Consider the following 23212-nt stretch of genomic DNA (forward strand, 5'->3'; position numbering starts at 1 on the left):
GGCACCGAGGGCTACGGGGACGGGGAGGCCGACGGCTACGGGGACGCGGGGAGCGGCGCGCCGCCGAAACCGATCTCGTTCCCGTCGGGGTCGCGGTACGTGGCCTTGCGGACGCCGTTCGCGTACGTCTCCCGCACGGCGGGCCGCAGGCCCCGGTCGGCGATCTGCTCGACACGCGTGTCGAAGTCACCGGCGAAGACGGTGTGGCGGGCATGGCCCGCGTGCTCGGGCAGCTGCTCGATGTACAGATAGCGGTGTTCCGCGAGCTCCCAGACGGCCTCGACGTCGTTCGGGCAGAAGGCGGGCGGCTCGCCGAGCAGGCGTTCGTACCAGTGCAGCGCTGACGCGTAGTCGCTGACCGGGATGCCTGAGAACAGTTCGATGGCCATGCCGCCATCGTAGGAACGCCGCCCCCTCACCGCGTGCCGACGTGATCGAAAGCGACGCTTGAGTCTCCAGTAGGGGGAGGCGTCAGAGTGAGCGCATGAACGGCGACATCCTCTACTCGATCGGCGAGCTGGCCCGGCGGACCGGGCTCACCGTCAAGACCATCCGGTTCTACTCCGACTCCGGCATCGTGACGCCGACGGACCGCAGCCCGGCCGGCTACCGGCTCTACGGCATCGACGCCGTCGCCCGCCTGGATCTCGTACGGACCCTGCGCGAACTGGGCATCGACCTGCCCACCATCCGCAAGGTCGTCGACCGGGAGGTGCCGCTCCAGGAAGTCGCCGCCGCGCACGCCGACGCGCTCGATGTACAGATACGGACCCTGCGCCTGCGGAGGGCGGTCCTGACCGTGGTGGCCGACCGCGGCTCCACGTCCGACGAAAAGGAGCTCATGAACCTCATGCACCGCCTCGCCCGCCTCTCCGAAGACGAACGCCACCGGCTGATCGACGGCTTCCTCGACACCGTTTTCGACGGCCTGCACGACCACCCCGCCTTCGCGGCGGTCATCCGCTCGTTGACGCCCGAGCTGCCCGACGAACCCGACGTCGAGCAGGTCGAGGCATGGGTGGAACTCGCCGGACTGCTGCAGGACCCCGACTTCCGCACCAGCATGCGGGGGATGGCCAGGAACCTGGCGACCGACCGTGCGCCGGACGACGCCATGGGCCTGCCCCGCATCCTGGCCGAAACCGTCCGCGCCCTGGCCGAACCGACGCTGAGGGACGGCATCGACCCCGAAGGGCCGCACGCCACCCCGATCGTCGAAGCACTCTCCGCCCACTACGCCCGCATCGTCGGCAGCCCCGACGACGACGCGCTCCGAGCGCGGCTCGCGACCCACCTCGACGGGATGAACGACCCCCGCAGGGACCACTACCTGCGGCTCCTCGCGGTCGTCAACGGCTGGCCCGCACCGGACAGCCTGGCTCCGGCACTCGACTGGGCCGTCCGCGCCCTGCGCGCCCGGAGCGGGGCGTGACGGATGCAGGCTCCTCCGCCCCTCGACTGTTCGACGGCTACCGCCAGTTGGCGGAGGTCACCGGCTTCCGGCGGATCGCGGTGCTCGGCACGGTGTCGAAACTCCCGGCCGGCATGACCGCCCTGAGCCTGCTGCTCCTGGTGGACCGGGACCATTCGTACGGCACCGCGGGGCTCGCCGTCAGCAGTCTCGCGATCGGGCAGGGCGTGACCGGGCCGCTGCGCGGGCGGCTCGTCGACCGGCATACGCCGCGCACGGTCCTGCTCTGCTGCCTCGCGGGACACCTGACGTCACTCGTCCTCCTCGTCCTCACGGTGTACGGGGGCGGCCCGGCCGCCGTGGTCCTGGTCCTCGCCGCCTGCGCGGGCGCCACGGCTCCTCCGGTCGCGGTCATGATGCGTACGGTCTGGCACCCGCTGACCGACAGCCGGACGCTCGCCACCGCGATGGCCCTGGACGCGGCCATGATGGGCGCCGCCCTCGTCACAGGCCCGGTGCTCGCCAGCTGGCTCAGCCTCTCCTTCTCGGCGGCCGCGCCGTTCGCCGTCATCGGCGCGATGACCACATGCGTGGTGCTCCTGCTGATCGGCTCACTTTCCGAGACACCTGGGCGAGGCGTGGGAGCGGGGCAGCCTGAGCCCGGGTCCGGGTCCACTCGGCAGTCCGAGTCCGAGTCCGAGTCCGAGTCCGAGACCGGGTCCACCCGGCAGTCCGTCCCGCCCCGCACACCGGAAAGCCACCCCACCCCCCTCGCCTCCGTGCCCCTGCGGCGCCTCCTCGCCGCCAACGGTCTCTTCGTCGCCGCCGTCACCGCCGCCGACGTCGTCCTGCCGATCTACGCGGCAGAGCACGGCGCGGCCCCGTACACCGGCCTGTACCTGGCAGCACTCTCCGTCGGCAGCGTCCTGGGGAGCCTGGCCCTCGGAGTCGCTCCCTCGCTGCTGTCAGGCGGCGGCGGCCGCGGCCCCGGGCTCTCCGGGCTGCTCTGCGCCTTCGCGGTGGGCGGGGGCGCCCTGGCCGTGGCCGCCCGGTTCTCCCCGACGGCGGTCCTGGTCGTCTGTCCGGTGGCCGGGCTGGTCATCGGCGGAACCTTCGGGGCCCTGCGGACGCTCGGGGGAGATCTCGCGCCCCCGGGAAGGACGACCGAGACGATGTCCTGGCTCGCGAGCGCCGACACGGCGGGCGCGGCGGTGGGCGCCGCGGCGGTGGCGCAGCTGGCGGGCGCGGCGGGCAGCGGGACGGCGCTCCTGCTGGTGCCCACGGCGGCCGCCCTGGCGGTGGCCATCTGCGGCGGCTGGCACGTGCAGGCGGGCCGGGGCGGGGGTCGGGTGGCCCGCAAGTCCGGCGAGCCAAAGCCGATCTGACACCGCATCAGAAAATCTCTTCCCTCGGATGGGCGGCTGCGGCATCCTGCGCCCATGCAGACGGAGTTGAGCAAGAAACTGGGGATCGAGCACGCCATCTTCGGCTTCACGCCCTTCCCCGCGGTGGCCGCCGCCATCAGCAGGGCGGGCGGGTTCGGGGTGCTCGGCGCAGTCCGCTACACGGCGCCGGACGAGCTGGCCAGGGATCTCGACTGGATCGAGGAGCACGTCGACGGGCGGCCGTACGGCCTCGATGTCGTCATGCCCGCCAAGAAGGCCGAGGCCCAGGACGGTCAGGCGCTGACCGAGGCCGACGTAGAGGCGATGATTCCGGAGGGGCACCGGCAGTTCGTCAGGGACACCCTGGCCAAGCACGGTGTGCCCGAGCTCGCAGAGGGCGAGGCGTCCGGCTGGCGCATCACCGGCTGGATGGAGCAGGTCGCCCGCAGCCAACTCGACGTCGCCTTCGACTACCCGATCAAACTGCTCGCCAACGCGCTCGGATCGCCACCGGCCGACGTCGTCCGGCGCGCCCACGACCACGACATCCTCGTCGCCGCCCTCGCGGGCAGCGCCCGGCACGCCCGCAAGCACGCGGAGGCGGGCATCGACATCGTCGTCGCCCAGGGGTACGAGGCGGGCGGCCACACCGGTGAGATCGCCTCCATGGTGCTCACCCCCGAGGCCGTCGACGCGGTGGCGCCGCTGCCGGTGCTCGCCGCCGGGGGCATCGGCAGCGGGCAGCAGATCGCGGCCGCGCTCGCGCTCGGCGCGCAGGGCGTCTGGCTCGGCTCGCTGTGGCTCACCACCACGGAGGCCGACCTGCATTCGCCCGCCCTCACCCGCAAGCTGCTCGCGGCCGGCTCCGGTGACACGGTCCGCTCCCGTGCCCTGACCGGGAAGCCGGCCCGGCAGCTGCGGACGCGGTGGACCGACGCCTGGGACGACCCGGCGGGGCCGGGGACGCTGCCGATGCCGTTGCAGGGGCTGCTGGTCGCCGAGGCCGTCTCGCGCATCCAGAAGTACGAGGTGCAGGACCTGCTCGGCACGCCGGTCGGGCAGATCGTCGGCCGGATGAACAGCGAACGCGGCGTCCAGGCCGTCTTCGACGATCTGACGCGCGGCTTCGAGCGGGCAGTCGACCGTGTCATCCGCATCGCGGGAAGGGAAGGCAAGTCGTGAGCACACCGACCGACAACGCCCCGCCGAACGGCTTCTGGGCCCAGGCCACGGCCGACCCCGGCCGCACCGTCCTCATCACACCGGACGGCGAGGAGTGGACGGCGGGCCGACTGCACGGCGCCGTCAACCAGTTGGTGCACGGGCTGCGAGCCGCGGGCCTGGAGCGCGGCGACGCGTTCGCCGTCGTGCTGCCCAACGGCGTGGAGTTCTTCACCGCGTACCTCGCCGCCTCCCAGGCCGGTCTCTACCTCGTCCCCGTCAACCATCACCTGGTCGGCCCCGAGATCGCCTGGATCGTCGCCGACTCGGGCGCCAAGGTGCTGATCGCGCACGAGCGGTACGGGGACGCCGCGATCGCGGCGGCCGACGAGGCGGGCCTCCCGGCGAGCCACCGCTACGCGGTCGGAGACGTGCCCGGCTTCCGCCCCTACGCCCAACTCCTGGACGGACGGCCCGAGTCAGCGCCCGCCGACCGCACGCTCGGCTGGGTCATGAACTACACCTCGGGCACGACGGGCCGCCCCCGCGGCATCCGCCGCCCGCTCTCCGGCAAGCTCCCCGAGGAGTCGTACCTCGGGGGCTTCCTCGGCATCTTCGGGATCAAACCCTTCGACGGCAACGTCCACCTGGTCTGCTCGCCGCTCTACCACACGGCGGTCCTGCAGTTCGCGGGCGCCGCCCTGCACATCGGCCACCCGCTGGTCGTGATGGACAAGTGGACGCCCGAGGAGATGCTCCGGCTCATCGACGTGCACAAGTGCACGCACACGCACATGGTGCCGACCCAGTTCCACCGGCTGCTCGCCCTGCCCGAAGCGACCCGGGCCGCGTACGACGTGTCGTCGATGCGGCACGCCATCCACGGGGCCGCGCCCTGCCCCGACCACGTGAAGCGCGCCATGATCGACTGGTGGGGCGAGTGCGTCGAGGAGTACTACGCGGCCAGCGAGGGCGGCGGCGCCTTCGCCACCGCGCAGGACTGGCTGAAGAAGCCGGGCACAGTCGGAAAGGCCTGGCCCATCAGTGAGTTGGCGGTGTACGACGACGGCGGGAACATCCTCGGCCCCGGCGAACTGGGCACCGTCTACATGAAGATGTCCACCGGCGGCTTCTCGTACCACAAGGACGAGTCGAAGACGAAGAAGAACCGCATCGGCGACTTCTTCACCGTCGGCGACCTCGGCCTCCTCGACGAGGACGGCTACCTCTTCCTGCGCGACCGCAAGATCGACATGATCATCTCGGGCGGGGTCAACATCTACCCCGCCGAGATCGAGTCGGCGCTGCTCACCCACCCCGCGGTCGCGGACGCCGCCGCCTTCGGCATTCCGCACGACGACTGGGGCGAGGAGGTCAAGGCCGTCGTCGAGGTCGCCGAGGGCCGGACCGCCGACGACGCGCTCGCCGCCGAGATCCTCGCCCACTGCGAGCACCGCCTCGCCGGCTACAAGCGCCCGAAGAGCGTCGACTTCATCGACACGATGCCGCGCGACCCCAACGGCAAACTCTACAAACGCCGCCTGCGCGAGCCGTACTGGGAGGGCCGCGAACGCACGCTGTGACGACCGCGTCGCGAACGGCGCGAGGCCGGGCCCGCCGCTGGTCGCGCGGGGGCCCGGCCTCGTCACAGCGGCCGGCGAAAAGGCTTCAGCGGCGCTCGCGCACCCGCACCACCTTCAGGGCCGGGTCGCCGAGAATGTCCTTCTCGCAGAAGCGTGACGTCACCCACCGCTCCTTCGCGTACAGCCTCGTCTGGTCGCTGTAGTGCGGGGAGTTGGGGTTGGAGGACTGGGAGTACGACAGGAGGGTGCGGGCCTCGGGGCAGCGGTTCTTGTTCCAGCCGACCGCCTGGATGTGGCTCGAACCGTGGGCGACCTCCGTGTAGCCCTTCTCCTTGTCCCAGCCGGCCTCGATCTTGTTCCACACACCGAGGGATTCCGTACCGCCGGAGACCGGGATGTGCTTGCCGCCGCGTACGACGTACTGGTTCTTGCCCAGCGGCGCGTCCAGCGCGATGCCTGCCGAGGTCAGCTCGGTCACCGCGTCGGCCAGTGCGGTCCCGAAGCCCGGCCGTGTGGTGTCGAGCGTGTTCGGGGTGCGCACCGGGTCGGCCGCCGAGAACGGCACCTTCCAGAGCTGTGCGTTCGGCACGGCCGCCGTCAGCTTGCGCCAGAAGCGGTCGAAGAGCAGGGCGCCGCGGCTGTCGGTGTCCATCGTGCGGTCCCAGCGGGCGAGGACCGTGCAGGCCTTGAGTATGTCAACTTGCCTGCCGTCGCTGCCCGTTGCCGTGCCGCCGGGCAGGGCCGCGCACGCCTTCGCCGTGTCGGCCGCCGCGAGGTCGGCCGCGGGCACGCGGTTCGCGAACTGCTGGCGCCACAGGTCCCGGACCGTGAGGTCGCCCTTCTCCGCCATCGCCGCCACGTCCTCGATGGCGCCGCGAGTACGCATCGAACGCTGCGTGCCGATGGTGCCGAAGATCCGCTCGTAGCCGGTGATCGGCTTGTCCGCGTTGGTCAGCCAGGCGCTGTCGTTGGAGTTCTCCGCGTACGGGGCGTCCGTGAGGGTCGGCATCCGCGACGGGCCGAAGATGCCGGGCTGCACGGCGTCCTTGTCCGAGCCGAGCGCGCACGCGCCGCGCGAGCCGTCGAGGACGGCGACGCCCGATGCCGGGTAGGTGACCTTGCCGAGCGGCGTGCTGCACCGCCGCGCCAGGTCGTCGGTGATGCGGGGGAGTACCTGGGACTGGCTGAGCAGCGAGTGGCCGTGGCGGTCGGCGGCGACGGTGTTCACCCACGGGAGCCCCTGGGTGTCGCGCAGCGACTTGAGGATGCCGGCGGTGGAGCGGGCCTTGCCGAAGCCGAGGTCGGTGTCGCTGCCGCGCAGGTTCACGGCGTTGGGGTCATTGAGGGCGTACGCCGTGGTCGAGGACCAGGGCAGCGGGAGCTGGGGGCCGAGGCCGGTGACGACGGGTCCGTAACGGGTCCACCACTGGGTGCGGGTGACGCGCCCGCCGTCCTTGACCGGCACCGTGACCGTGCGCTTCGTCATCCGGTGCGGCTTGCCGTCGACCAGGTAGGTGGTGGGGTCGGCGGGGTCCAGCGTGAGCTGGTGCAGGTTCAGGGTGACGCCGGTCGCGACCGTGTGGCTCCACGCGACATCGCCGTTGAAGCCGATGTTGACCACGCTCGTGCCGAGCAACGAACCACCGGACACGTTGAGTTCGCCTGGGATGGTCTGCTGCGACTGCCAGAAGCGGCGGCCACCCTGCCAGGGGTAGTGCGGGTTGCCGAGCAGCAGCCCCCTGCCGTTCGCGGTGGTCTCTCCGCTGAACGCGACGGCGTTGGAACCCATGTCGGCGTCCTGCGCGGAGAACAGCTCGCGGGCCGCCCTCGCCGTACGCTGCGGATCGGGCGCCGGGACCGCGTCCGCCGTGGCGCCCGGCGGGGCGGCGGCCGTGATGCCGTCGATCCCGCGCCCCTGCCCGCCGAGCACCTGCACGGCGAAGCCCTGCCTGGCCACGTCCAGCGCGCTGATCGGACGCACCCAGTCGGCCTTCGCGCAGGCCGGGTCGGTGATGCGGTTCTGCTTCAGCCAGGCGTTGTACCCCGCGGCGAAGCCGCGCATGAGGTCCTTGGCCCGGCGGCTCGGACCGGCGGGCGCCGGCTGGTCGAGGAGCTTCTCCACGGTCCCGGCCTTCCGCACGCCACGGAAGTACAGATCGCTGCTCAGGTTCGTGGACGCCGACGACAGGGCGGAGCCGGGGGAGGCGTCGGGCCCGAAGTGCCGGGAGCGCTCGCCGCGGACGGTCAGATAGCCGTCGGCGAGCGTGCACACCTGGTCGGCGGCCTGCGCCCAACCGGTACCGAAGCCGAGGCTCTTGTAGTCCTTCGCGAGGATGTGGGGAATGCCGTACTCGGTGTAGCGGACGGTCGCGTGCAGGCCGCCGCCGGAGGGGCGGGCCTCGCGGGGCGCGGCCCCCGCGCCGGACGCCGGCAGCAGGGCCACCGCCGTCAGCAGGGTGATTCCCACGGCCGCCGAGCGTCTTGTGCGGATGCGCATCGTGCCTCCCAACTGGGTTTCGGGAAGAAGCGGTTGAGCGTACCAAGCGGTTGGTCATTTGCGTTGCCCCTTGTCCCCGGCCTCTTGACCCCGGCGGCCGGGGGCCACAGGATCGCGCCATGACGGGTGTACGCGACAACACGGTCGACGGAGTCCTCAGGCGCAGCGCGCGCCGCACACCCGGGCGCACGGCCCTGCGCTACGGCGAACGGTCCTGGACGTACGGGGAACTCGACGACGCCGTGTCGCGGGCGGCCACCGCCCTGCGCGCCCACGGCCTGGCCCCCGGCGACCGCGTCGGCGCCTACGCCCACAACTCCGACGCCTATCTGATCGGCTTCCTCGCCTGCGCGCGGGCGGGCCTGGTCCATGTGCCGGTCAACCAGAACCTCACCGGCGACGACCTCGCATACATCGTCCGGCAGTCGGGCAGCTCCCTCGTTCTCGCCGACCCGGACATAGCCGGACGGCTGCCCGCCGACGTGCCCGTCCTGGCCCTGCGGGACGCGGACGACTCGCTGCTCACGCGGCTCGCCACGGCATCGGCGTACGAGGGCGAAGGCCCCTGCGGCGACGGCCTGGTGCAGCTGCTGTACACCTCGGGCACCACCGCCCTGCCGAAGGGGGCGATGCTCACCCACCGCGCCCTCGTCCACGAGTACGTCAGCGCGATCACCGCCCTGGACCTCAAGGAGACCGACAGGCCGGTCCACGCGCTGCCGCTCTACCACTCGGCGCAGATGCACGTCTTCCTCATGCCCTACCTCGCGGTCGGTGCCGAGAACACCGTCCTCGACGGGCCGGACGCCGAGCGGATCTTCGACCTCGTCGAGGCCGGCCGCGCCGACAGTCTCTTCGCGCCGCCGACCGTGTGGATCGGCCTCTCGCGCCACCCCGGCTTCGCGAGCCGTGACCTCGGGGCGCTGCGCAAGGCCTACTACGGGGCGTCGATCATGCCGGTGCCGGTCCTGGAGCGGCTGCGTGCCAGGCTGCCGGGGCTCCGGTTCTACAACTGCTTCGGGCAGAGCGAGATCGGTCCGCTCGCCACCGTCCTCGGGCCCGACGAGCACGAGGGCCGGCTCGACTCCTGCGGGCGGCCCGTCCTGTTCGTCGAGGCGCGCGTCGTCGACGAGCGGGGAAGGGAGGTGCCGGACGGCACCCAGGGTGAAGTGGTCTACCGCTCACCGCAGTTGTGCGAGGGCTACTGGGAGAAGCCGGAGGAGACCGCCGAGGCGTTCCGCGACGGCTGGTTCCGCTCCGGGGACCTCGCGGTGCGGGACGCCGAGGGGTACTTCACCGTCGTCGACCGGGTGAAGGACGTCATCAATTCCGGGGGAGTTCTCGTCGCGTCGCGGCAGGTGGAGGACGCGCTGTACGAACACGCGGGCGTCGCCGAGGCCGCCGTGATCGGACTGCCGGACGAGCGCTGGATCGAGGCCGTCACCGCCGTCGTCGTGCGCGGCGACAAGGAGCTCACGGAAGCCGAGCTGCTGGCCCACACACGCGAAAAGCTCGCCCACTTCAAGGCGCCCAAGAGGGTTCTCTTCGTGGACGAACTGCCGCGCAACGCCAGCGGGAAGATTCTCAAGCGGGAGCTGCGCTCCCGCTTCACGGTCGGCTGAGTCGGGGACCTGGCAGTGGGTCAGGCCCTGGCGTGATGTCGCTCGTCGTCCTGACCGGAACCGGTCCGGTTCGCCTCGTCCCTGACCAGCAGGGAGAGCAGGGAGGCGACGGCGAGCCCGGACTCGGCCGGGTGACGCAGCACCTTGGCCGGATCGATCTGGTATGTGTTGGTACGTCCCTCGCGGGTGTGAGAGAGGTAACCATCCTGCTCGAGGTCGGCAATGATCTTTTGGACGGCACGCTCCGTGAGCCGGCAGTGCGCGGCGATGTCACGGATACGGGCGTTGTGGTTGTCGGCGATGGCCGCCAGTACGCGGGCGTGATTGGTGAGAAAGGTCCATCCAGTGTGTGGCTCGGGCACTCCATCCATGCGTCAACTCTAGTGCTTGTCATTCACGGTTTCAAAAACACGTACTAGAGTTCATGTATTAGTTGACGTGTGTGTGGAATGAGAGGCAGCCTAGGAACGGCGGTAGGCAGCGACATGCACGAACATGAGGGAGAGGTCATGCCGGAACCCGCGTACTCACAGCGGCCCTTCGTGGAAAAGGGCAGCGAGCACGAGCAGGGCGGGAGTACGTCCACGGCCTCATCGCCGCCTGCGCCGCTCGATGCCGCCCCGGCGGGCTCCGGCGCCAGGAGGAGCCTGGCGCTGCGTGGCGAGCTCGATCTCGACACAGGTCAGTGGCTCCGGGCCGACCTGTTCCGTGCCCTCGCCCATGCGGCCGACGGGGTCGACCTGGACCTGGCGGAGGTGGAGTTCTGCGACTGCTCCGGCCTCAACATTCTGCTCACCCTGCGTCAGCACGCCGTGCAGCAGGGCAAGACCGTCGTCATCCGCTCCACCAGTCCCGCGGTGGAGCGGCTGCTCGACGTGACCGGCACCCGCCACCTGTTCATGCCTGCCGGCCGCGAGGACGACGATGACGGGCCGTGCCCCGTCGTCCACGAAGCGGTTCCGCCCGAGGGCGCCGAGCAGGATCTGCACCTGCTCGTGGCACAGCTGCGCCGGGCCATGGTGACCCGGCCGACCATCGACCTGGCCCGCGGCATCCTGATGTCGTCCTTCGTCCTGAGCCCCGAACAGGCCTGGGACGTGCTGGTCACCGCCTCCCAGAACACCAACATCAAACTGCACGTGCTGGCGGAGGCGGTGGTGAGCACCGTCGAGGGCGTCGCCCTGCCGGCCGCCGTGCGCAAGCAGATCGAGATCGCGGTCGCCAAGGCGAAGGCGGCGGCCGAGGCACCGCTGGGGGTGCCGCGCCCCGACGGTGCCGTCCGCGGGTCGGAGGTCCGCCGCACCCCGGGCAGTTTCCCTTGACCCGGTCGGATCCCGCACGGAAGAAGCGTGCGCCCCGGCGGGCCCGGTCCCGGTCCCGGAAGGCTGACGGGCGCCGGCTCAGTCCCGCGGATCGGCGTCCCGCAGATCGACGATCCGCTTGAACTTGCCCACCGACCGCTCCAGCGTCTCCGGGTCGACGATGTCCACGCCGACCGAGACACCGATGCCGTCCTTCACCGCGGCCGCGATCTCCCGGGCCGCCTCGGCGCGCCGCTCCGCCGGCGTGCCCGCACGCGCCTCCGCCCGTACCGTCAGTGCGTCCATCCGGCCCTCACGCGTCAGGCGCAGCTGGAAGTGCGGGGCGATGCCCGCCGTCCGCAGCACGATCTCCTCGATCTGCGTGGGGAAGAGATTGACGCCGCGCAGGATCACCATGTCGTCGCTGCGGCCCGTCACCTTCTCCATCCGCCGGAAGACCCGCGCCGTGCCGGGCAGCAGCCGCGTCAAGTCCCGTGTCCGGTAGCGGATCACGGGCATGGCCTCCTTCGTGAGGGCGGTGAACACCAGCTCGCCGCGCTCGCCGTCGGGCAGCACCTCGCCGGTGATGGGGTCCACCACCTCCGGATAGAAGTGGTCCTCCCAGATGTGCAGCCCGTCCTTGGTCTCCACGCACTCCTGCGCGACACCCGGACCGATGACTTCGGAGAGGCCGTATATGTCCACGGCGTCGATCGCGAAGCGCTCCTCGATCTCGCGCCGCATCGCCTCCGTCCACGGCTCGGCGCCGAAGATGCCGACCCGCAACGAGGTCGTACGGGGATCGACGCCCTGCCGCTCGAACTCCTCCAGGAGCGTGAGCATGTACGACGGGGTGACCATGATGATCTCGGGGCGGAAGTCCTGGATCAGCCGCACCTGGCGCGCCGTCATGCCGCCGGAGGCGGGGATCACCGTGCACCCCAGCCGCTCGGCTCCGTAGTGCGCGCCGAGGCCGCCGGTGAACAGCCCGTACCCGTACGCCACATGGACCTTGTCGCCGGGGCGGCCGCCCGCGGCGCGGATCGAGCGCGCCACCACGTCCGCCCACATGGAGAGGTCCTGCTCCGTGTACCCGACGACCGTCGGCAGGCCCGTCGTACCGCTCGACGCGTGCAGCCGGCGCACCTCCGACTGCTCCACCGCGAACATCCCGAACGGATAGTTGGCCCGCAGGTCGTCCTTGGTGGTGAAGGGGAACCGGGAGAGGTCGGCGAGCGAACGGCAGTCGTCGGGGCGCAGGCCCGCCTTGTCGAACGCCGCGCGGTAGAACGGGACGTTCTCGTACGCGTGCAGCAGGGTGTCCTGGAGGCGCTCCAGCTGCAGGGCCCCGAGCTCGCGCGGGCCGAGCCGTTCCGCCGCGTCCAGCAGTGGCGGCATACGCGTCATAGGGAATGCTCCCGTCCTGAACGGGCGACCGATCATTCGGTCGTCGATCTTCTGTGAAGCTCAGTAATCCAGGCACGGGCGTGGGCGTCAAGAGATCTCGCACAGCGGCTTTGAGCTGCGGCGCGAGGGCATGAGCCACGGTCATGGGCCACCACGGGGGACGCCGTTGTCCGGGCGGGGCACCGGCGCGGGGACGGCGTTGCCCGGGCGGGGCACCGGATGTGATCATCATCGCCATGCCGACATTCAGCGCGTACGACGGGACGAAGCTCGCCTACCACGAGAAGGGCGACGGCGAACCGCTGCTCTGCGTGCCGGGCGGCCCCATGCGCGCCTCCGCCTACCTCGGTGACCTCGGCGGCCTCACCGCGCACCGCCGCCTGATCCTGCTCGACCTGCGCGGCACCGGCGACTCCGCGGCGCCGGACGATCCGGCGACGTACCGCTGCGACCGGCTCGTCGACGACGTCGAGGCGCTGCGTGAACACCTGGGGCTCGATCGGATCGACCTGCTCGGCCACTCTGCGTCCGGCAACATCGCCACGCTGTACGCGGCCCGCCACCCGAAGCGGATCCGCACGCTCGTCCTGATCACCCCGGCCACGCACTCCCTCGGCCTCACGGTCACCGACCGGGACCACCGCGACGCCGCGGCGCTGCGCGCGGACGAGCCGTGGTACCCGGCCGCCGAGGCCGCGCTGCGGGAGATCGCCGCCGGCCGCAGTATCGCCGAGGTGGCGGACGCCCTCGCGCCCCTCGCCTACGGACGCTGGGACGCGGCGGCGCAGGCGCACCGGGCGGCGAGCGCCACGGAGAAGAACGCCGAAGCGGCGGCCGCCTTCTACGGAGACGGCGCCTTCGACCCGCCCGCCACCCGTGCCGCACTCACCGACCTGGCCGCGCCCGTCCTCGTCCTCGCGGGGGAGTGGGACGGGGGCCCGAACCCCGCGCATGCCGAGGAGTTCGCCGCGCTCTTCCTCCACGGAGTCCACCAAGTGCAGCCGCGTGGCGGACACTTCCCGTGGCTGGACGACCCGGAGTGGTTCGTGCGGCGGGTCGAGGGATTCCTCGCGCAGGACTGACAGCATCACACTCACCGCTTCCCAGGGGGCTCTCGTGCGTTTCGCCACTCACATCCGCCGCGTGCTCACCGCCGGGGCGCTGGCCGCCGGGCTGCTCGCGGGCGGCGGCCCGGCGGGCGCGCTACCGCTCCGGCCGCCCACCGAGTCCGCCGTCCCCGCCACGACCGCCACCTCCACGCCCCCGCAGGACCAACTCCGCTCCCTCGCCGAGCTGTCCGCGCGGCGCCTGGCCACCGCCGACCTCGTCGCCGCCGCCAAGTACGGCACCGACAGCCCCATCGACGACCCCGCCCGCGAGCGGCAGGTGCTGGACGCCGTGGCCGGGCACGCGAGGGAGCTCGGCGCCGACCCGGAGGCGACCGTACGGATCTTCCGCGACCAGATCGAGGCCAACAAGGCCGTGCAGCGCGGGTTGTTCCGGCGCTGGGACACCGACCCGTCCCGGGCCCCGGCCGACCGGCCCGACCTCGCCGAGGTCCGCGAGGAGATCAACCGCGTCAACGGCGCGCTGGTACGGGGCATCGCCGCGTCCTCGGCGGCGCGCACGGCGCCGTACTGCGGGGGTGTGCTGACCGCCGCGGCCGCGCGGGTACGGCACGAGGACCGGCTGGACGCGCTGCACTCCGCCGCTCTGGGGCGGGCGCTGCGCTCAGTCTGCGCGGGCTGACACCCGCCGCTCGTCGGATGGGCGCCGGTAGGCGAATCGTGGCATGAAGTACTGGGTGACGGTGCCGACCGCTACGGCGTACAGCACCGTGCCGACGCCGACGGTCCCGCCGAGCAGCCAGCCCACAGCGAGTACGGAGAGCTCGATGAGGGTACGGACCCGCCGCAAGGAACAGCCGGTCGCGGCGGCCGCACCGGTCATCAGCCCGTCACGCGGTCCGGGCCCGAAGCGGGCACCGACATAGACGGCGACGGACAGGCCGTTGAGGACCACCCCGGCGGCGAGCAGCCCGATCCGGGCGGGCAGCCCGAGGTGGCCGGGGAGGACGAGCAGGCCGAGGTCCGAAGAGACGGCGAGGACCGCGATGTTCGCGAAGGTGCCGAACGTCGGCCGCTGTCTGAGGGGTATCCACAGCAGCAGGACGAGCACCCCGAGCACGGCACTGATCGTGCCGAAGCTGAGCGGTGTGCGATGCTCCAGGCCCTCGTACAGAACGCTCCATGGGTTCACGCCCAGCGCGGCCCTGACCAGCATCGAGAGGCTGAACCCGTACAGGGCCAGGCCGAGGAGGAGTTGGGGCAGGCGTCTCGACGGGCGCTCGTGGAAAGGGACGTAGGAGATGTCCTGCCGCATGCCGGGGTGCCTCCGTGACGGGTGTGCGTGTGCGCGCCTCGCAAGCCACTTCCCTGCCCGCAAGGCCATTGCGGCCACTCTGTAGAGTGATTGGCCCGGAAAACACAGCCAATCCGAGCAGAATGGTGTGGTCGACAGCCGACATGGACCGACATGGACTCGGAGCGGGCCGTGGGTGACAGACCCGATGGCGCCGTGGGTGACAGATCCGATGGCACGGGCGGCGGCACCGGCCCGACGCTGGGCAGCCGCCGGCTCGCCGCGATGCTGCCCGACCCGGCCGCAGCCCGCCCCGCCTACCGCCACCTCGCCCAAGCGATCAGCGCACTGATCCTGGACGGGCGCATCGCCCCGCACATCAGGCTCCCCGCCGAACGCGAACTGGCCGCCGCCCTCGACACCAGCAGAACCACCGTCACCGCCGTGTACGACCTGTTGCGCGAGAGCGGCTACGCACACAGCCGACAGGGCGCAGGAACCTGGACGGCGCTGCCTGACGGCCGCGTGCCCAGCGGCGTCCGGCGGCTTCTCGCCCCCGAGGACACCGCGATCGACCTGGCCAGAGCCGCCCCCGGGCTGCCCGGACGGGAGCTGACCGACACCGTCACGCGCATCGCCCCACAACTGGCGGCACACGCGCACACCCCGGGCTATCACCCCTACGGCCTGCCGGAGCTCCGCGCCGCCGTCGCCGAGCGCTACACCCGGCGGGGGCTGCCCACGGTGCCCGAGCAGATCCTGGTCACCTCGGGCGCTCAACACGCGTTCACCCTCGTCCTGGGACTTCTCTGCGGTCCGGGCGACCGCGTCCTGGTGGAGAACCCGTCCTACCCGAACGCCCTGGAGGCCATGCGCCGCGCCCGACTGCGCACGGTGTCGGTGCCGGTGACCGAGGACGGCTGGGACATCGGCATCGTCGAGTCGGCCTTCCGCCGGGCGGCGCCCCGACTCGGCTGTCTCATCCCGGACTTCCACAACCCGACCGGCTGTCTCATGCCCGAGGAAGAGCGGGGCCGGGTCGCGCGGACCGCTCAGCGGTCCGGCTGCTGGCTCGTCGTGGACGAGACCCTCGCCGAGCTCGCCCTGGACGTGCCCGCGCCGCCGCCCTTCGCCTCGCACGCGGCGCCCGGCGGCGCGGGACAGCTCATCACCGTCGGCTCCATGAGCAAGACGCACTGGGCGGGCCTGCGCATCGGCTGGCTGCGTGCCCCCGCGCGGCTCGTCACCGAACTCGCGGGACAGCGCGTCGCCACCGACATGGGCGGCTCGGTCCTCGACCAACTGGTGGCCCTCGACCTCCTCGACCGGACCGACGAACTGCTGCCGATCCGCCTGACAGAGCTGCGCGAGCGGCGCGCCGCCCTGGCCGCCGCCCTGAAGGAGCACCTGCCGCAGTGGGGTTGGCGGCTGCCGCCCGGTGGCCTCTCGCTCTGGGTGGACCTCGGCGAGCCCGTCGGTTCGGCGCTGGCCGAGCGGGCGCTCGACAACGGCGTGCGGATCGAGAGCGGCTCCTGCTTCGCCACCGACCCGGGCGTCTTCGAGCAGCGGCTCCGCATCCCGTACACCGCCTCGCCCGACACTCTGCGCGAGGCGGTGCGCCGGATGGCCGCCACCCTGGCGGCCGGCCTCGGACCGTCGGCCGGCAGCGGTCGGCCGCGCTGGGTCGCCTGAGGGGTGCCCGCGCAGTGATGGGTGCGAGGCGGGCACGAGGTGTCAGGCAGGGACGAGGCGTCAGGAGGGGCGCGGGATGTACGCCAGTCCGTGGGCGCCGGGCTCACCGCGCTTCGCCACGTCAATCCGGGCCAGGTTCCGCATTGTCTCCAAGTCGACAAGATCTACGGTGGACGAGACGACGCAGGCCACGTAGGCGATTCGGCCGTCGGGCGACGACGTGATGGTCAGCGGCCCGCTCCCCACCTCCACCTCGCCCAGCCGCTTGCGGGTGTCGGCGGAGAACACCGTCAGGCGGCCCGGGGCGTGGCGCCCGAGCCGGGACACCGGGTCGGCCGCCATGCGCAGTTCGCCCGCGAGCAGTTTGCCCGTCGACGTCAGGTGCACCGGCAGTACGACGTCGTCCGTGGGCAGCAGGTCGACGACGGACGCCGTCGCGGCCTCGATGACCCTGATCCCGGGGGCCGGGCTCTCCGCGGCGGGGGAGGGGGTGAACATGGCGTAGGGCGAGGCGACGTAGACGTGCGCGCCGTCGGCGGAGACGGCGAGACCTTCGCTGCCCGGCACCTCGACCTTCGCGGTGAGCGTGCCGCGTTCGAGGTCGACGACCGACACGAACGGTGCCTCCTTGTTCGTGGCGTAACCCGTCCTGCCCGCGGGGTCGATGGCGAACCAGTGCGGTCCCGGCGCGTCGGTGTCGATACGGCCCACCGGCCGCCGGGACTCCGTGTCGATCACCACGACGCCGCCCGGCCGGTCGGCCGAGCCCTCCACGCTGACGTAGAGGCGACGGCGTACGGGGTCGAGCGCGAGGCCGTGCGGCCCGTGTTCCGGAGCGAGATCGATGACCTCGACGACGCGGCGCGCGTCCGGGTCGATGACGGTCACCTCGGTGCGGCGGCCGCTGTTCGCGTGGTAGTAGCCCGAGTGGTACGCCGTGGTGCACCACAGCAGACGCTGCGACGCGTCGAAGCACAACTCGTGCGGTTCGGCGGGTACGTCGACCGCGCCGAGCCACCGGTCGGACGCGGCGTCGAAGAACGAGACGGTCGGCCCGCTCTGACTGACCACGGCCAGGACGTCGCCGTCGCGATCGATGTCGCCGTCGATGTCGCCGTGTCGGCCGGCACGCGGATCCTGCTGCATGGAGAGCTCCTCAACGGGGTGAAGGGATGTCACGCGTAGCCGCGTCGACCCCTCCACTCTCGGGAGGAGAGCGTTGCGGAACAATGCAAAGATCGGCATGCACCCATTGCCGCAGGCGTAAAATTGCAGCTCAGGAGCGCACAGGTGGCCATGGACCTCAACCTTCTGCGGGCGTTGGACGCCCTTCTCCAGGAGAACAGCGTGACGCGTGCCGCCGAGCGGCTCGGCACGTCACCGGCGGCGGTGAGCCGCACGCTGGCCCGGCTCCGCCGCGCCGTCGGCGACCCGCTGCTGGTCCGCGCGGGGCAGGGCATGGTGCCCACACCACGGGCCCTGGAACTCCAGGGCGAGGTGAGCGCGTTGCTGCGCGGGTGCGACAACGTCCTGCGGCCCGGCGCCGGTTTCGACGCCGTGCATCTCCGGCGCAGCTTCACCGTGCAGGCCGCCGACGTGCTCCTTGCGGGACTCGCGGGGACGCTGACCGAGCGGATCCACGCGGAGGCGCCGCACGTCGACGTGGTCTTCCTGCCGGAGTCGGTGGAGGGCGGCCCGGCGCTGCGGCAGGGCTGGGTGGATGTCGAACTGGGCGTCCTCGGACACCTCGACCCGGAGATCAGGACCCGGCCGCTGACCCGGATGACGCTGGTCGCGGTCGCCCGCGCCGGTCATCCCCTCTTCTCCGGGCGGATCGACGCACGCCGCTTCGCCGCGGCCGACCACATCGGCATCTCCCGGCTCGGCAAGCGCCACGGTCCCATCGACAGCGCCCTCGCGGAACTCGGCCTGCGGCGCCGCACCGCGGTCGTCGTTCCCAGCCATACGAGTGCGATGCTGCTCGCCCGGGACACCGACCTCGTCGCACTCACTTTGGACGACTGGCTCCCCGACGCCACCGCCGCACTAGGGCTGCGTACGTTCCCCATTCCCCTCGACCTCGCCCCGATCGAACTCGGGATGGCCTGGCACCCCCGCAATTCGGTCGACCCGGGCCACCGTTGGTTCCGCGACCATCTGGCGGCCGCGGCCGCGGCCACGGGCCCGAACCCCGCCTAGCCCCGGCACCGACCGTCGCGGTAACACGCCAGCAGGGGCGGCCCCTGTGGTGGGGCCGCCCCTGCCGACGTGGTGTCTCAGCGCATTCGGTGCTTCAGCACCGCTCTCAGCGCTTGCCGATGTCCTTGGTCTTCTCCTTGGCCTGGCGCGCATCGCCCTTCATCCGGTCGGTGCGGCCCTCGGCGGTGAGGCGCTCGTTGCCGACGGTGCGACCGGCGGCTTCCTTCGCTGCGCCCTTGGCCTGCTCGGTCTTCGCCTTGGCCTTCTCGTTGGCGGTCATGGTCCGCTCACGCTCCCTTGGCATCGACATCATGTGCTGACGTTCGCCTGGCCGTTCAGCCGCTCGGCAAACATCGTCGCAGCGAAAAATGTCAAGGTGGCGTGTGCCGCAAGGCAGCACTGACCTGCGTCATTTCACTGTTGTGAACATGGTCGGCGGCTGCGGGCGGGACGGAGGTGTGCGGGCTGCCGGGTCGGGCATGCGAAGACGAGGACGGCACGAAGGAATAGCTCGAAGGAACGGTGGGACCCGGTCGTGTTTGCACGTGTGCAGGGGAAGGATCACAGCCCGATGAGCGCTCCCGAGACACCGGACACGGAGCGCACGACCTGCTCCCAGGCCCGGGCCGAGGTCCGCTCGGTGCTGCGACCGGCGTGCCGTGCGATGCCGCAGGCGGAGGCGCGACGTCTGCAGGAGGACGCGCTGTTGGTGGTCAGCGAGCTGACGGCCAATGCGATCCGGCACGGCGGCGGCCTCACCCGGCTCGTTGTCCGGATCCATGACGGTCTCCTGCTGCTCAGCGTGAGCGACCGCAGTGAGACGGTGCCGTGCCACGTGCCCTCGGATCCGGCCCGGCCCGGCGGCTTCGGCTGGTCGATGGTCCACCGCCTCAGTTCGAGCGTCACGGTCGAAGTACGGCACGGAGGCAAGACGATCACTGCTGCTTTGGACGGGTTTGCCCCCGGCGGACCTGACTGCTCGAAAGTCGGCACGCGTGAGCGGCAACCTTTGGGGTAAGCGTGGCGCTGCGGGGGGAAGAAGCCGAGCTACAAGGAGCGGAACGCCATGATCACCGTGACGCAGGAGCAGACGCAGGACACGGCCACCACCTCGGCCGGGGCGGACCTCGTCGAGCGCGCGTACACGGACCCCTCCTCGATCGCGCCGAAGGACGCGCGGGAGGTGGGCAAGCGATTCTTCGAGCGCCTCACCGAACTCGAAGAGGGCACGCACGAATACCAGTACGTGCGGAACGCGCTGATCGAGATGAACCTCTCGCTGGTGCAGTACGCGGCGTCGCGCTTCCGGCACCGTGGCCCGCAGGAGATGGAAGACATCATCCAGGTCGGCACGATCGGCCTGATCAAGGCGATCGACCGGTTCGAGCTCACCCGCGAGGTCGAGTTCACCTCCTTCGCCGTCCCGTACATCACCGGTGAGATCAAGCGGTTCTTCCGTGACACCTCCTGGGCCGTGCACGTGCCGCGCCGCCTGCAGGAAGCCCGTATCGAGCTGTCCAAGGCGACGGAGGAGCTGCGGACCCGGCTCGGCCGCATGCCGTCCACGGCGGAGCTCGCGGAGCTGATGCAGCTGGAGCCCGCGGAGGTCGCGGAGGCGCAGAAGGCGTCCAACGGCTACAGCGCCGTTTCCCTGAACGCCGCGGTCAACGGCCAGGACGACGAGTCCGACACGATGCTGGCCGACTTCATCGGTGTCGACGAGGAGTCCTTCGAGCTCGTCGAGAACTTCCACTCCCTGGCGCCGCTGATCGCGGACCTCGACGACCGGGACCGCAAGCTCATCCACCTCCGCTTCGTCGAGGAGCGGACCCAGCAGCAGATCGCTGACGAGCTCGGCTGCTCGCAGATGCACGTCTCCCGCCTGATCTCCCGCGTCGTGGCCAAGCTCCGTGCGGGCCTGCTGGTCACGGACTGACCACCGAGGATCTTCCTGCAGAGACAGACCCTGACGTACACAGGCCCTGGCCGGGTTGGACACCCGGCCAGGGCCTGTCGGCCGTCTTCTACCATCCGGACCATGCGGAGATACTTCATGGTGGGTGGTCGGAGGCTGTCGTACGTGGACTTCGGAGGCCCCGGCAGGCCCCTTCTGGCTCTGCACGGGCACTACAACGAAGCGTTGGCATTCGCCCCGTTGGCGGCGGCGCTGGCTCCAGGGTGGAGAGTGATCGCGCTGGATCAGCGCGGGCACGGGGAGTCCGACCGTGCGCCCGGCTATGAGCGCGAGGGGTACGTGGCCGATGTCGCGGCCTTTCACGAGCATCTGGACGTCGGTGCGGTGGCGGTGCTGGGGCATTCGTTGGGCGGGGTGAATGCCTACCAGTTCGCGGCTCGGTATCCGGACAAGGTCAGCGAGCTGATCGTCGAGGACATCGGCGCGGTGCTGGACTCGGACTGGTCGTTCACCACTGGTCTTCCCGGCGTCGCGCCGTCCCGGGAGGCGTTGGTCGCGGCGCTGGGTGAGGTGGCCCCTTACCTGGAGTGTTCCTTCCGCCGGACAGATGAGGGCTGGGGGTTCTCCTTCGACATCGCTGACACGGTGGCGTCCCAGAAGGCGCTCAACGGTGATCATTGGTGTGACTGGACGGCGGTCTCCTGCCCGACGCTCCTGATTCGTGGGTCCCGCAGCGATGTGTTGGCGGCCGAGCACGCCCAAGAGATGGTCGCCCGCCGGGCCGGCACCATCCGGCGGGTCGAGCTGCCCGCCGGGCACGTCGTGCACCACGACGTTCCGGACCAATTCGCCGATGCGGTATCCGCCTTCCTCTCCGAGCTCTAGGCTCGTCCGGTGCCCGCAAGTCCGAAGTCAGGCGTCAGCGCCCTCACTCGGGAGAGACCGTGGACGTCCCGACGTTGATCCTGTTGGGGGCTGCGGGTGGTCTGCTGCGTGGGGTCCTGGACGTCTACACCCGCTTCGTGACCTGGCAAGCCGACCGGCGCGCCGGCAGTGGGCCGCGGCGGGGGTGGCGCAGGGGCAGGCCCCGCGGTTCCAGGCGTACTTCGACCCCACGGTCGACGCCGCCGCGGCGGTCGTGCACAGCGTGATGGGCGCGGGGGCCGCCGTGCTGTTCGGTACGACGGAACAGATCAACGGTGAGTACGCCGCCCTTGTCGTCGGCATGTCGGCACCCATGCTGCTCACCCAACTCGGCCGCATCCAGACGGTGAACGAAGCGGTGATGGGGGAGCGGCAGCCGCCCGCACCGGCGGAGACGGCCACGGAGGCGGGCGGGCCTTCGGCAACCGGGGCCGTGGGCCCGGCGGACGGCTCGGGCGCGGCATCACCAGCGGTGACGGCAACAGGAGTGTCGGCGGCGACGCCGAGCGTCGCAGCGCCCAACACCCCAATACCCGACGCCGCCGCCCCGAATGCCCCAGCAACCTCCGCGGCGCCTCTCCCTCCCCCTCCCGCACCTTCGCTCAGGCCGCCCGCCACCGTCGCGGACGCTCACGCCCCGGGGCCCGAACCCGAACCCGAACCAGGCCCCGGACCCGAATCTGGCTTTGACGGACGCGGCGCGCCACGATGGCGACAGAGGCCGACGACCGGGGAGGAGGGGCTGTGAACAGCGCTCCATACCTGCTGAGCGAGGATCGCGCGGAGTACGAGCGGCTCCTCGACGAGGCGCTACGCACGGCGCCGGACCGTCCGGAACTCGCCCCGGTCGGCGGCCCGCTCAACCATGAGCAACTGCGCACCATGGCACTGAACGCCACCGCCCTCATCACGGCGGCCGCGGCAGCCGAGTACGACCACTACGTGTCGGTCCGGAACCAGGTCACCGGCCCAGCCACCGCGTACTCGTCCGAGAACTCCACATCCGCGCCGACCACGGCCGCCGCACGCCCGGGCCGTCGGCTGCGCGCGGCCGTCCTGGGAGCCGGAGACGGAGAACCAGGAAGCCGCCGCCCCACCGGCGAAGTCCCCCTCCAGCGGTGGGCGGCGATGTCCTACGGGCGCCGTCTGCTCGCGGCGCTGCTCGGCATGCGCGTACGCCCAGAGGGACCGCCAAAGGCAGCGGTAACCGCCGGAGCGGCCCGGACGCCGCGCACGGGCACAGTGACCTGCGTCGTGATCGGCGCTGCTCTCTCCGGGGTGGCCGCCGTGGTCCTACTGACCGTCAGCCTGCTCCTCAAGATGTTGGGCGCCGGATCGGCAACCGCTCAAACCGCGGTCACAGGCGCGTGGTTGTTCGGGACTCTGACGGCGGCCGGCCTTGCCGTCGCCGCGAGCGGCTTGGTGATGACCGCGCTGCGCAATGACGCGGAGGCGCCCCCGCCGGACGGGCCCAGCGAGGCGACGCAGGAGGAAGTGGACCGGGCCAGAGCGGCCTGGCGACATGCCCTGCTGGAACGAGGCCTGCTGCCTTTTCTGCGCACCGCGCTCGCCGACCCGGACGTCACGACGTACGTGACCCCCAACTTCACCTCCCCGGACTTCACCTCCCCGGACTTCGGCGGCTCCGAACACCGGCCGGAGTGACCGGAATGACCGAAGTGACCGGCGGGCCCGGGCTCTAGACCCCGAGGCCGAAGTGTGGTGTGTGCAACCCGGGGTACTGAAGACCACCC

The 23212-nt window shown here is 71.5% G+C and carries 22 protein-coding genes; 15 read left to right on the forward strand and 7 right to left on the reverse strand.

The features are described 5' to 3' along the window. Window positions 1–35: 35 nt before the first annotated feature. Window positions 36–389, reverse strand: a complete 354-nt coding sequence (locus ACZ56E_RS03855) for a VOC family protein (protein WP_398304117.1) — start codon at window positions 387–389, stop codon at window positions 36–38. Between the two features lie 95 nt (window positions 390–484). Here ACZ56E_RS03855 and ACZ56E_RS03860 point away from each other — a divergent pair, with 95 nt between their 5' ends. From ACZ56E_RS03860 to ACZ56E_RS03875, 4 genes are read left to right on the forward strand one after another with little or no spacing between them, the layout of a single operon-like run. After that, entirely contained in the window at window positions 485–1432 is a 948-nt protein-coding gene (locus ACZ56E_RS03860; RefSeq protein WP_471210683.1) for a MerR family transcriptional regulator, read from the forward strand. Continuing rightward, window positions 1429–2796 (forward strand): MFS transporter, encoded by a 1368-nt coding sequence (locus tag ACZ56E_RS03865; protein WP_471210685.1) that lies wholly within the window; start codon window positions 1429–1431, stop codon window positions 2794–2796. The genes ACZ56E_RS03860 and ACZ56E_RS03865 overlap by 4 nt, the downstream gene beginning before the upstream one ends. Window positions 2797–2850: 54 nt before the next feature. Further along, a complete protein-coding gene (locus ACZ56E_RS03870) occupies window positions 2851–3978 on the forward strand; it encodes a nitronate monooxygenase (RefSeq protein ID WP_471210687.1) in 1128 nt (375 codons plus the stop codon). Then, on the forward strand, window positions 3975–5540 hold the full coding sequence (locus ACZ56E_RS03875) for an acyl-CoA synthetase (protein WP_471210689.1): 1566 nt from the start codon (window positions 3975–3977) through the stop codon (window positions 5538–5540). The genes ACZ56E_RS03870 and ACZ56E_RS03875 overlap by 4 nt, the downstream gene beginning before the upstream one ends. An 85-nt stretch (window positions 5541–5625) precedes the next feature. Here the strand turns inward: ACZ56E_RS03875 and ACZ56E_RS03880 are convergent, their stop codons facing one another. Then, a complete protein-coding gene (locus ACZ56E_RS03880) occupies window positions 5626–8037 on the reverse strand; it encodes a penicillin acylase family protein (protein ID WP_471210691.1) in 2412 nt (803 codons plus the stop codon). A gap of 119 nt (window positions 8038–8156) precedes the next feature. On the opposite strand from ACZ56E_RS03880, the gene ACZ56E_RS03885 reads away from it, so the two are divergent. Continuing rightward, window positions 8157–9659 carry an acyl-CoA synthetase gene (locus ACZ56E_RS03885; protein WP_471210693.1) on the forward strand — a complete coding sequence of 501 codons (1503 nt, stop codon included), beginning with the start codon at window positions 8157–8159 and terminating at the stop codon, window positions 9657–9659. A 20-nt stretch (window positions 9660–9679) separates the two neighbouring features. Here the strand turns inward: ACZ56E_RS03885 and ACZ56E_RS03890 are convergent, their stop codons facing one another. Further along, window positions 9680–10030, reverse strand: coding sequence for a helix-turn-helix transcriptional regulator (locus tag ACZ56E_RS03890; protein ID WP_471210695.1), 351 nt, complete (start codon window positions 10028–10030; stop codon window positions 9680–9682). 138 nt (window positions 10031–10168) lie between these two features. Between ACZ56E_RS03890 and ACZ56E_RS03895 the strand changes: the two genes are divergently transcribed. Further along, window positions 10169–10981 carry an anti-sigma factor antagonist gene (locus ACZ56E_RS03895; protein WP_471210698.1) on the forward strand — a complete coding sequence of 271 codons (813 nt, stop codon included), beginning with the start codon at window positions 10169–10171 and terminating at the stop codon, window positions 10979–10981. Between the two features lie 78 nt (window positions 10982–11059). Here ACZ56E_RS03895 and paaK read toward each other — a convergent pair whose 3' ends face one another. Next, window positions 11060–12358 (reverse strand): phenylacetate--CoA ligase PaaK, encoded by a 1299-nt coding sequence (paaK, locus tag ACZ56E_RS03900; RefSeq protein ID WP_471211528.1) that lies wholly within the window; start codon window positions 12356–12358, stop codon window positions 11060–11062. Window positions 12359–12603: 245 nt separating this feature from the next. Here paaK and ACZ56E_RS03905 point away from each other — a divergent pair, with 245 nt between their 5' ends. Then, window positions 12604–13449, forward strand: coding sequence for an alpha/beta fold hydrolase (locus tag ACZ56E_RS03905; protein WP_471210700.1), 846 nt, complete (start codon window positions 12604–12606; stop codon window positions 13447–13449). A 34-nt stretch (window positions 13450–13483) separates the two neighbouring features. Further along, a complete protein-coding gene (locus ACZ56E_RS03910; RefSeq protein ID WP_471210702.1) occupies window positions 13484–14116 on the forward strand; it encodes a chorismate mutase in 633 nt (210 codons plus the stop codon). Here the strand turns inward: ACZ56E_RS03910 and yczE are convergent. After that, window positions 14099–14749, reverse strand: a complete 651-nt coding sequence (yczE, locus tag ACZ56E_RS03915) for a membrane protein YczE (protein WP_471210705.1) — start codon at window positions 14747–14749, stop codon at window positions 14099–14101. The two genes, ACZ56E_RS03910 and yczE, sit on opposite strands and share 18 nt — an antisense overlap. A 195-nt stretch (window positions 14750–14944) precedes the next feature. Here yczE and yczR point away from each other — a divergent pair, with 195 nt between their 5' ends. After that, window positions 14945–16420, forward strand: a complete 1476-nt coding sequence (gene yczR / locus ACZ56E_RS03920; protein ID WP_471210707.1) for a MocR-like transcription factor YczR — start codon at window positions 14945–14947, stop codon at window positions 16418–16420. A 60-nt stretch (window positions 16421–16480) separates the two neighbouring features. Here yczR and ACZ56E_RS03925 read toward each other — a convergent pair whose 3' ends face one another. After that, window positions 16481–17566: a YncE family protein gene (locus ACZ56E_RS03925; RefSeq protein ID WP_471210709.1), complete on the reverse strand. Its 1086-nt coding sequence runs from the start codon at window positions 17564–17566 to the stop codon at window positions 16481–16483. Between the two features lie 150 nt (window positions 17567–17716). Here ACZ56E_RS03925 and ACZ56E_RS03930 point away from each other — a divergent pair, with 150 nt between their 5' ends. Beyond that, window positions 17717–18619, forward strand: a complete 903-nt coding sequence (locus ACZ56E_RS03930) for a LysR family transcriptional regulator (protein WP_471210712.1) — start codon at window positions 17717–17719, stop codon at window positions 18617–18619. A gap of 106 nt (window positions 18620–18725) precedes the next feature. Here ACZ56E_RS03930 and ACZ56E_RS03935 read toward each other — a convergent pair whose 3' ends face one another. Continuing rightward, entirely contained in the window at window positions 18726–18899 is a 174-nt protein-coding gene (locus ACZ56E_RS03935) for a CsbD family protein (protein WP_468606382.1), read from the reverse strand. Between the two features lie 291 nt (window positions 18900–19190). Here ACZ56E_RS03935 and ACZ56E_RS03940 point away from each other — a divergent pair, with 291 nt between their 5' ends. The 5 genes from ACZ56E_RS03940 to ACZ56E_RS03960 all read left to right on the forward strand — a co-directional run bounded on the left by ACZ56E_RS03940 (window position 19191) and on the right by ACZ56E_RS03960 (window position 23123). Then, window positions 19191–19637: an ATP-binding protein gene (locus ACZ56E_RS03940; protein WP_471210714.1), complete on the forward strand. Its 447-nt coding sequence runs from the start codon at window positions 19191–19193 to the stop codon at window positions 19635–19637. Between the two features lie 48 nt (window positions 19638–19685). Further along, the gene (locus tag ACZ56E_RS03945) at window positions 19686–20555 is read left to right on the forward strand and encodes a SigB/SigF/SigG family RNA polymerase sigma factor (protein ID WP_471210716.1); all 870 of its coding nucleotides are present in this window, start codon (window positions 19686–19688) and stop codon (window positions 20553–20555) included. 117 nt (window positions 20556–20672) lie between these two features. After that, the gene (locus ACZ56E_RS03950) at window positions 20673–21419 is read left to right on the forward strand and encodes an alpha/beta fold hydrolase (RefSeq protein ID WP_471210718.1); all 747 of its coding nucleotides are present in this window, start codon (window positions 20673–20675) and stop codon (window positions 21417–21419) included. A 184-nt stretch (window positions 21420–21603) separates the two neighbouring features. Further along, window positions 21604–22206 (forward strand): hypothetical protein, encoded by a 603-nt coding sequence (locus ACZ56E_RS03955; protein ID WP_471210719.1) that lies wholly within the window; start codon window positions 21604–21606, stop codon window positions 22204–22206. Further along, window positions 22167–23123: a hypothetical protein gene (locus ACZ56E_RS03960; RefSeq protein ID WP_471210722.1), complete on the forward strand. Its 957-nt coding sequence runs from the start codon at window positions 22167–22169 to the stop codon at window positions 23121–23123. Before ACZ56E_RS03955 ends, ACZ56E_RS03960 begins: the two co-directional genes overlap by 40 nt. Window positions 23124–23212 lie beyond the last annotated feature (89 nt).

This window comes from Streptomyces sp. NPDC039480, assembly GCF_055597165.1.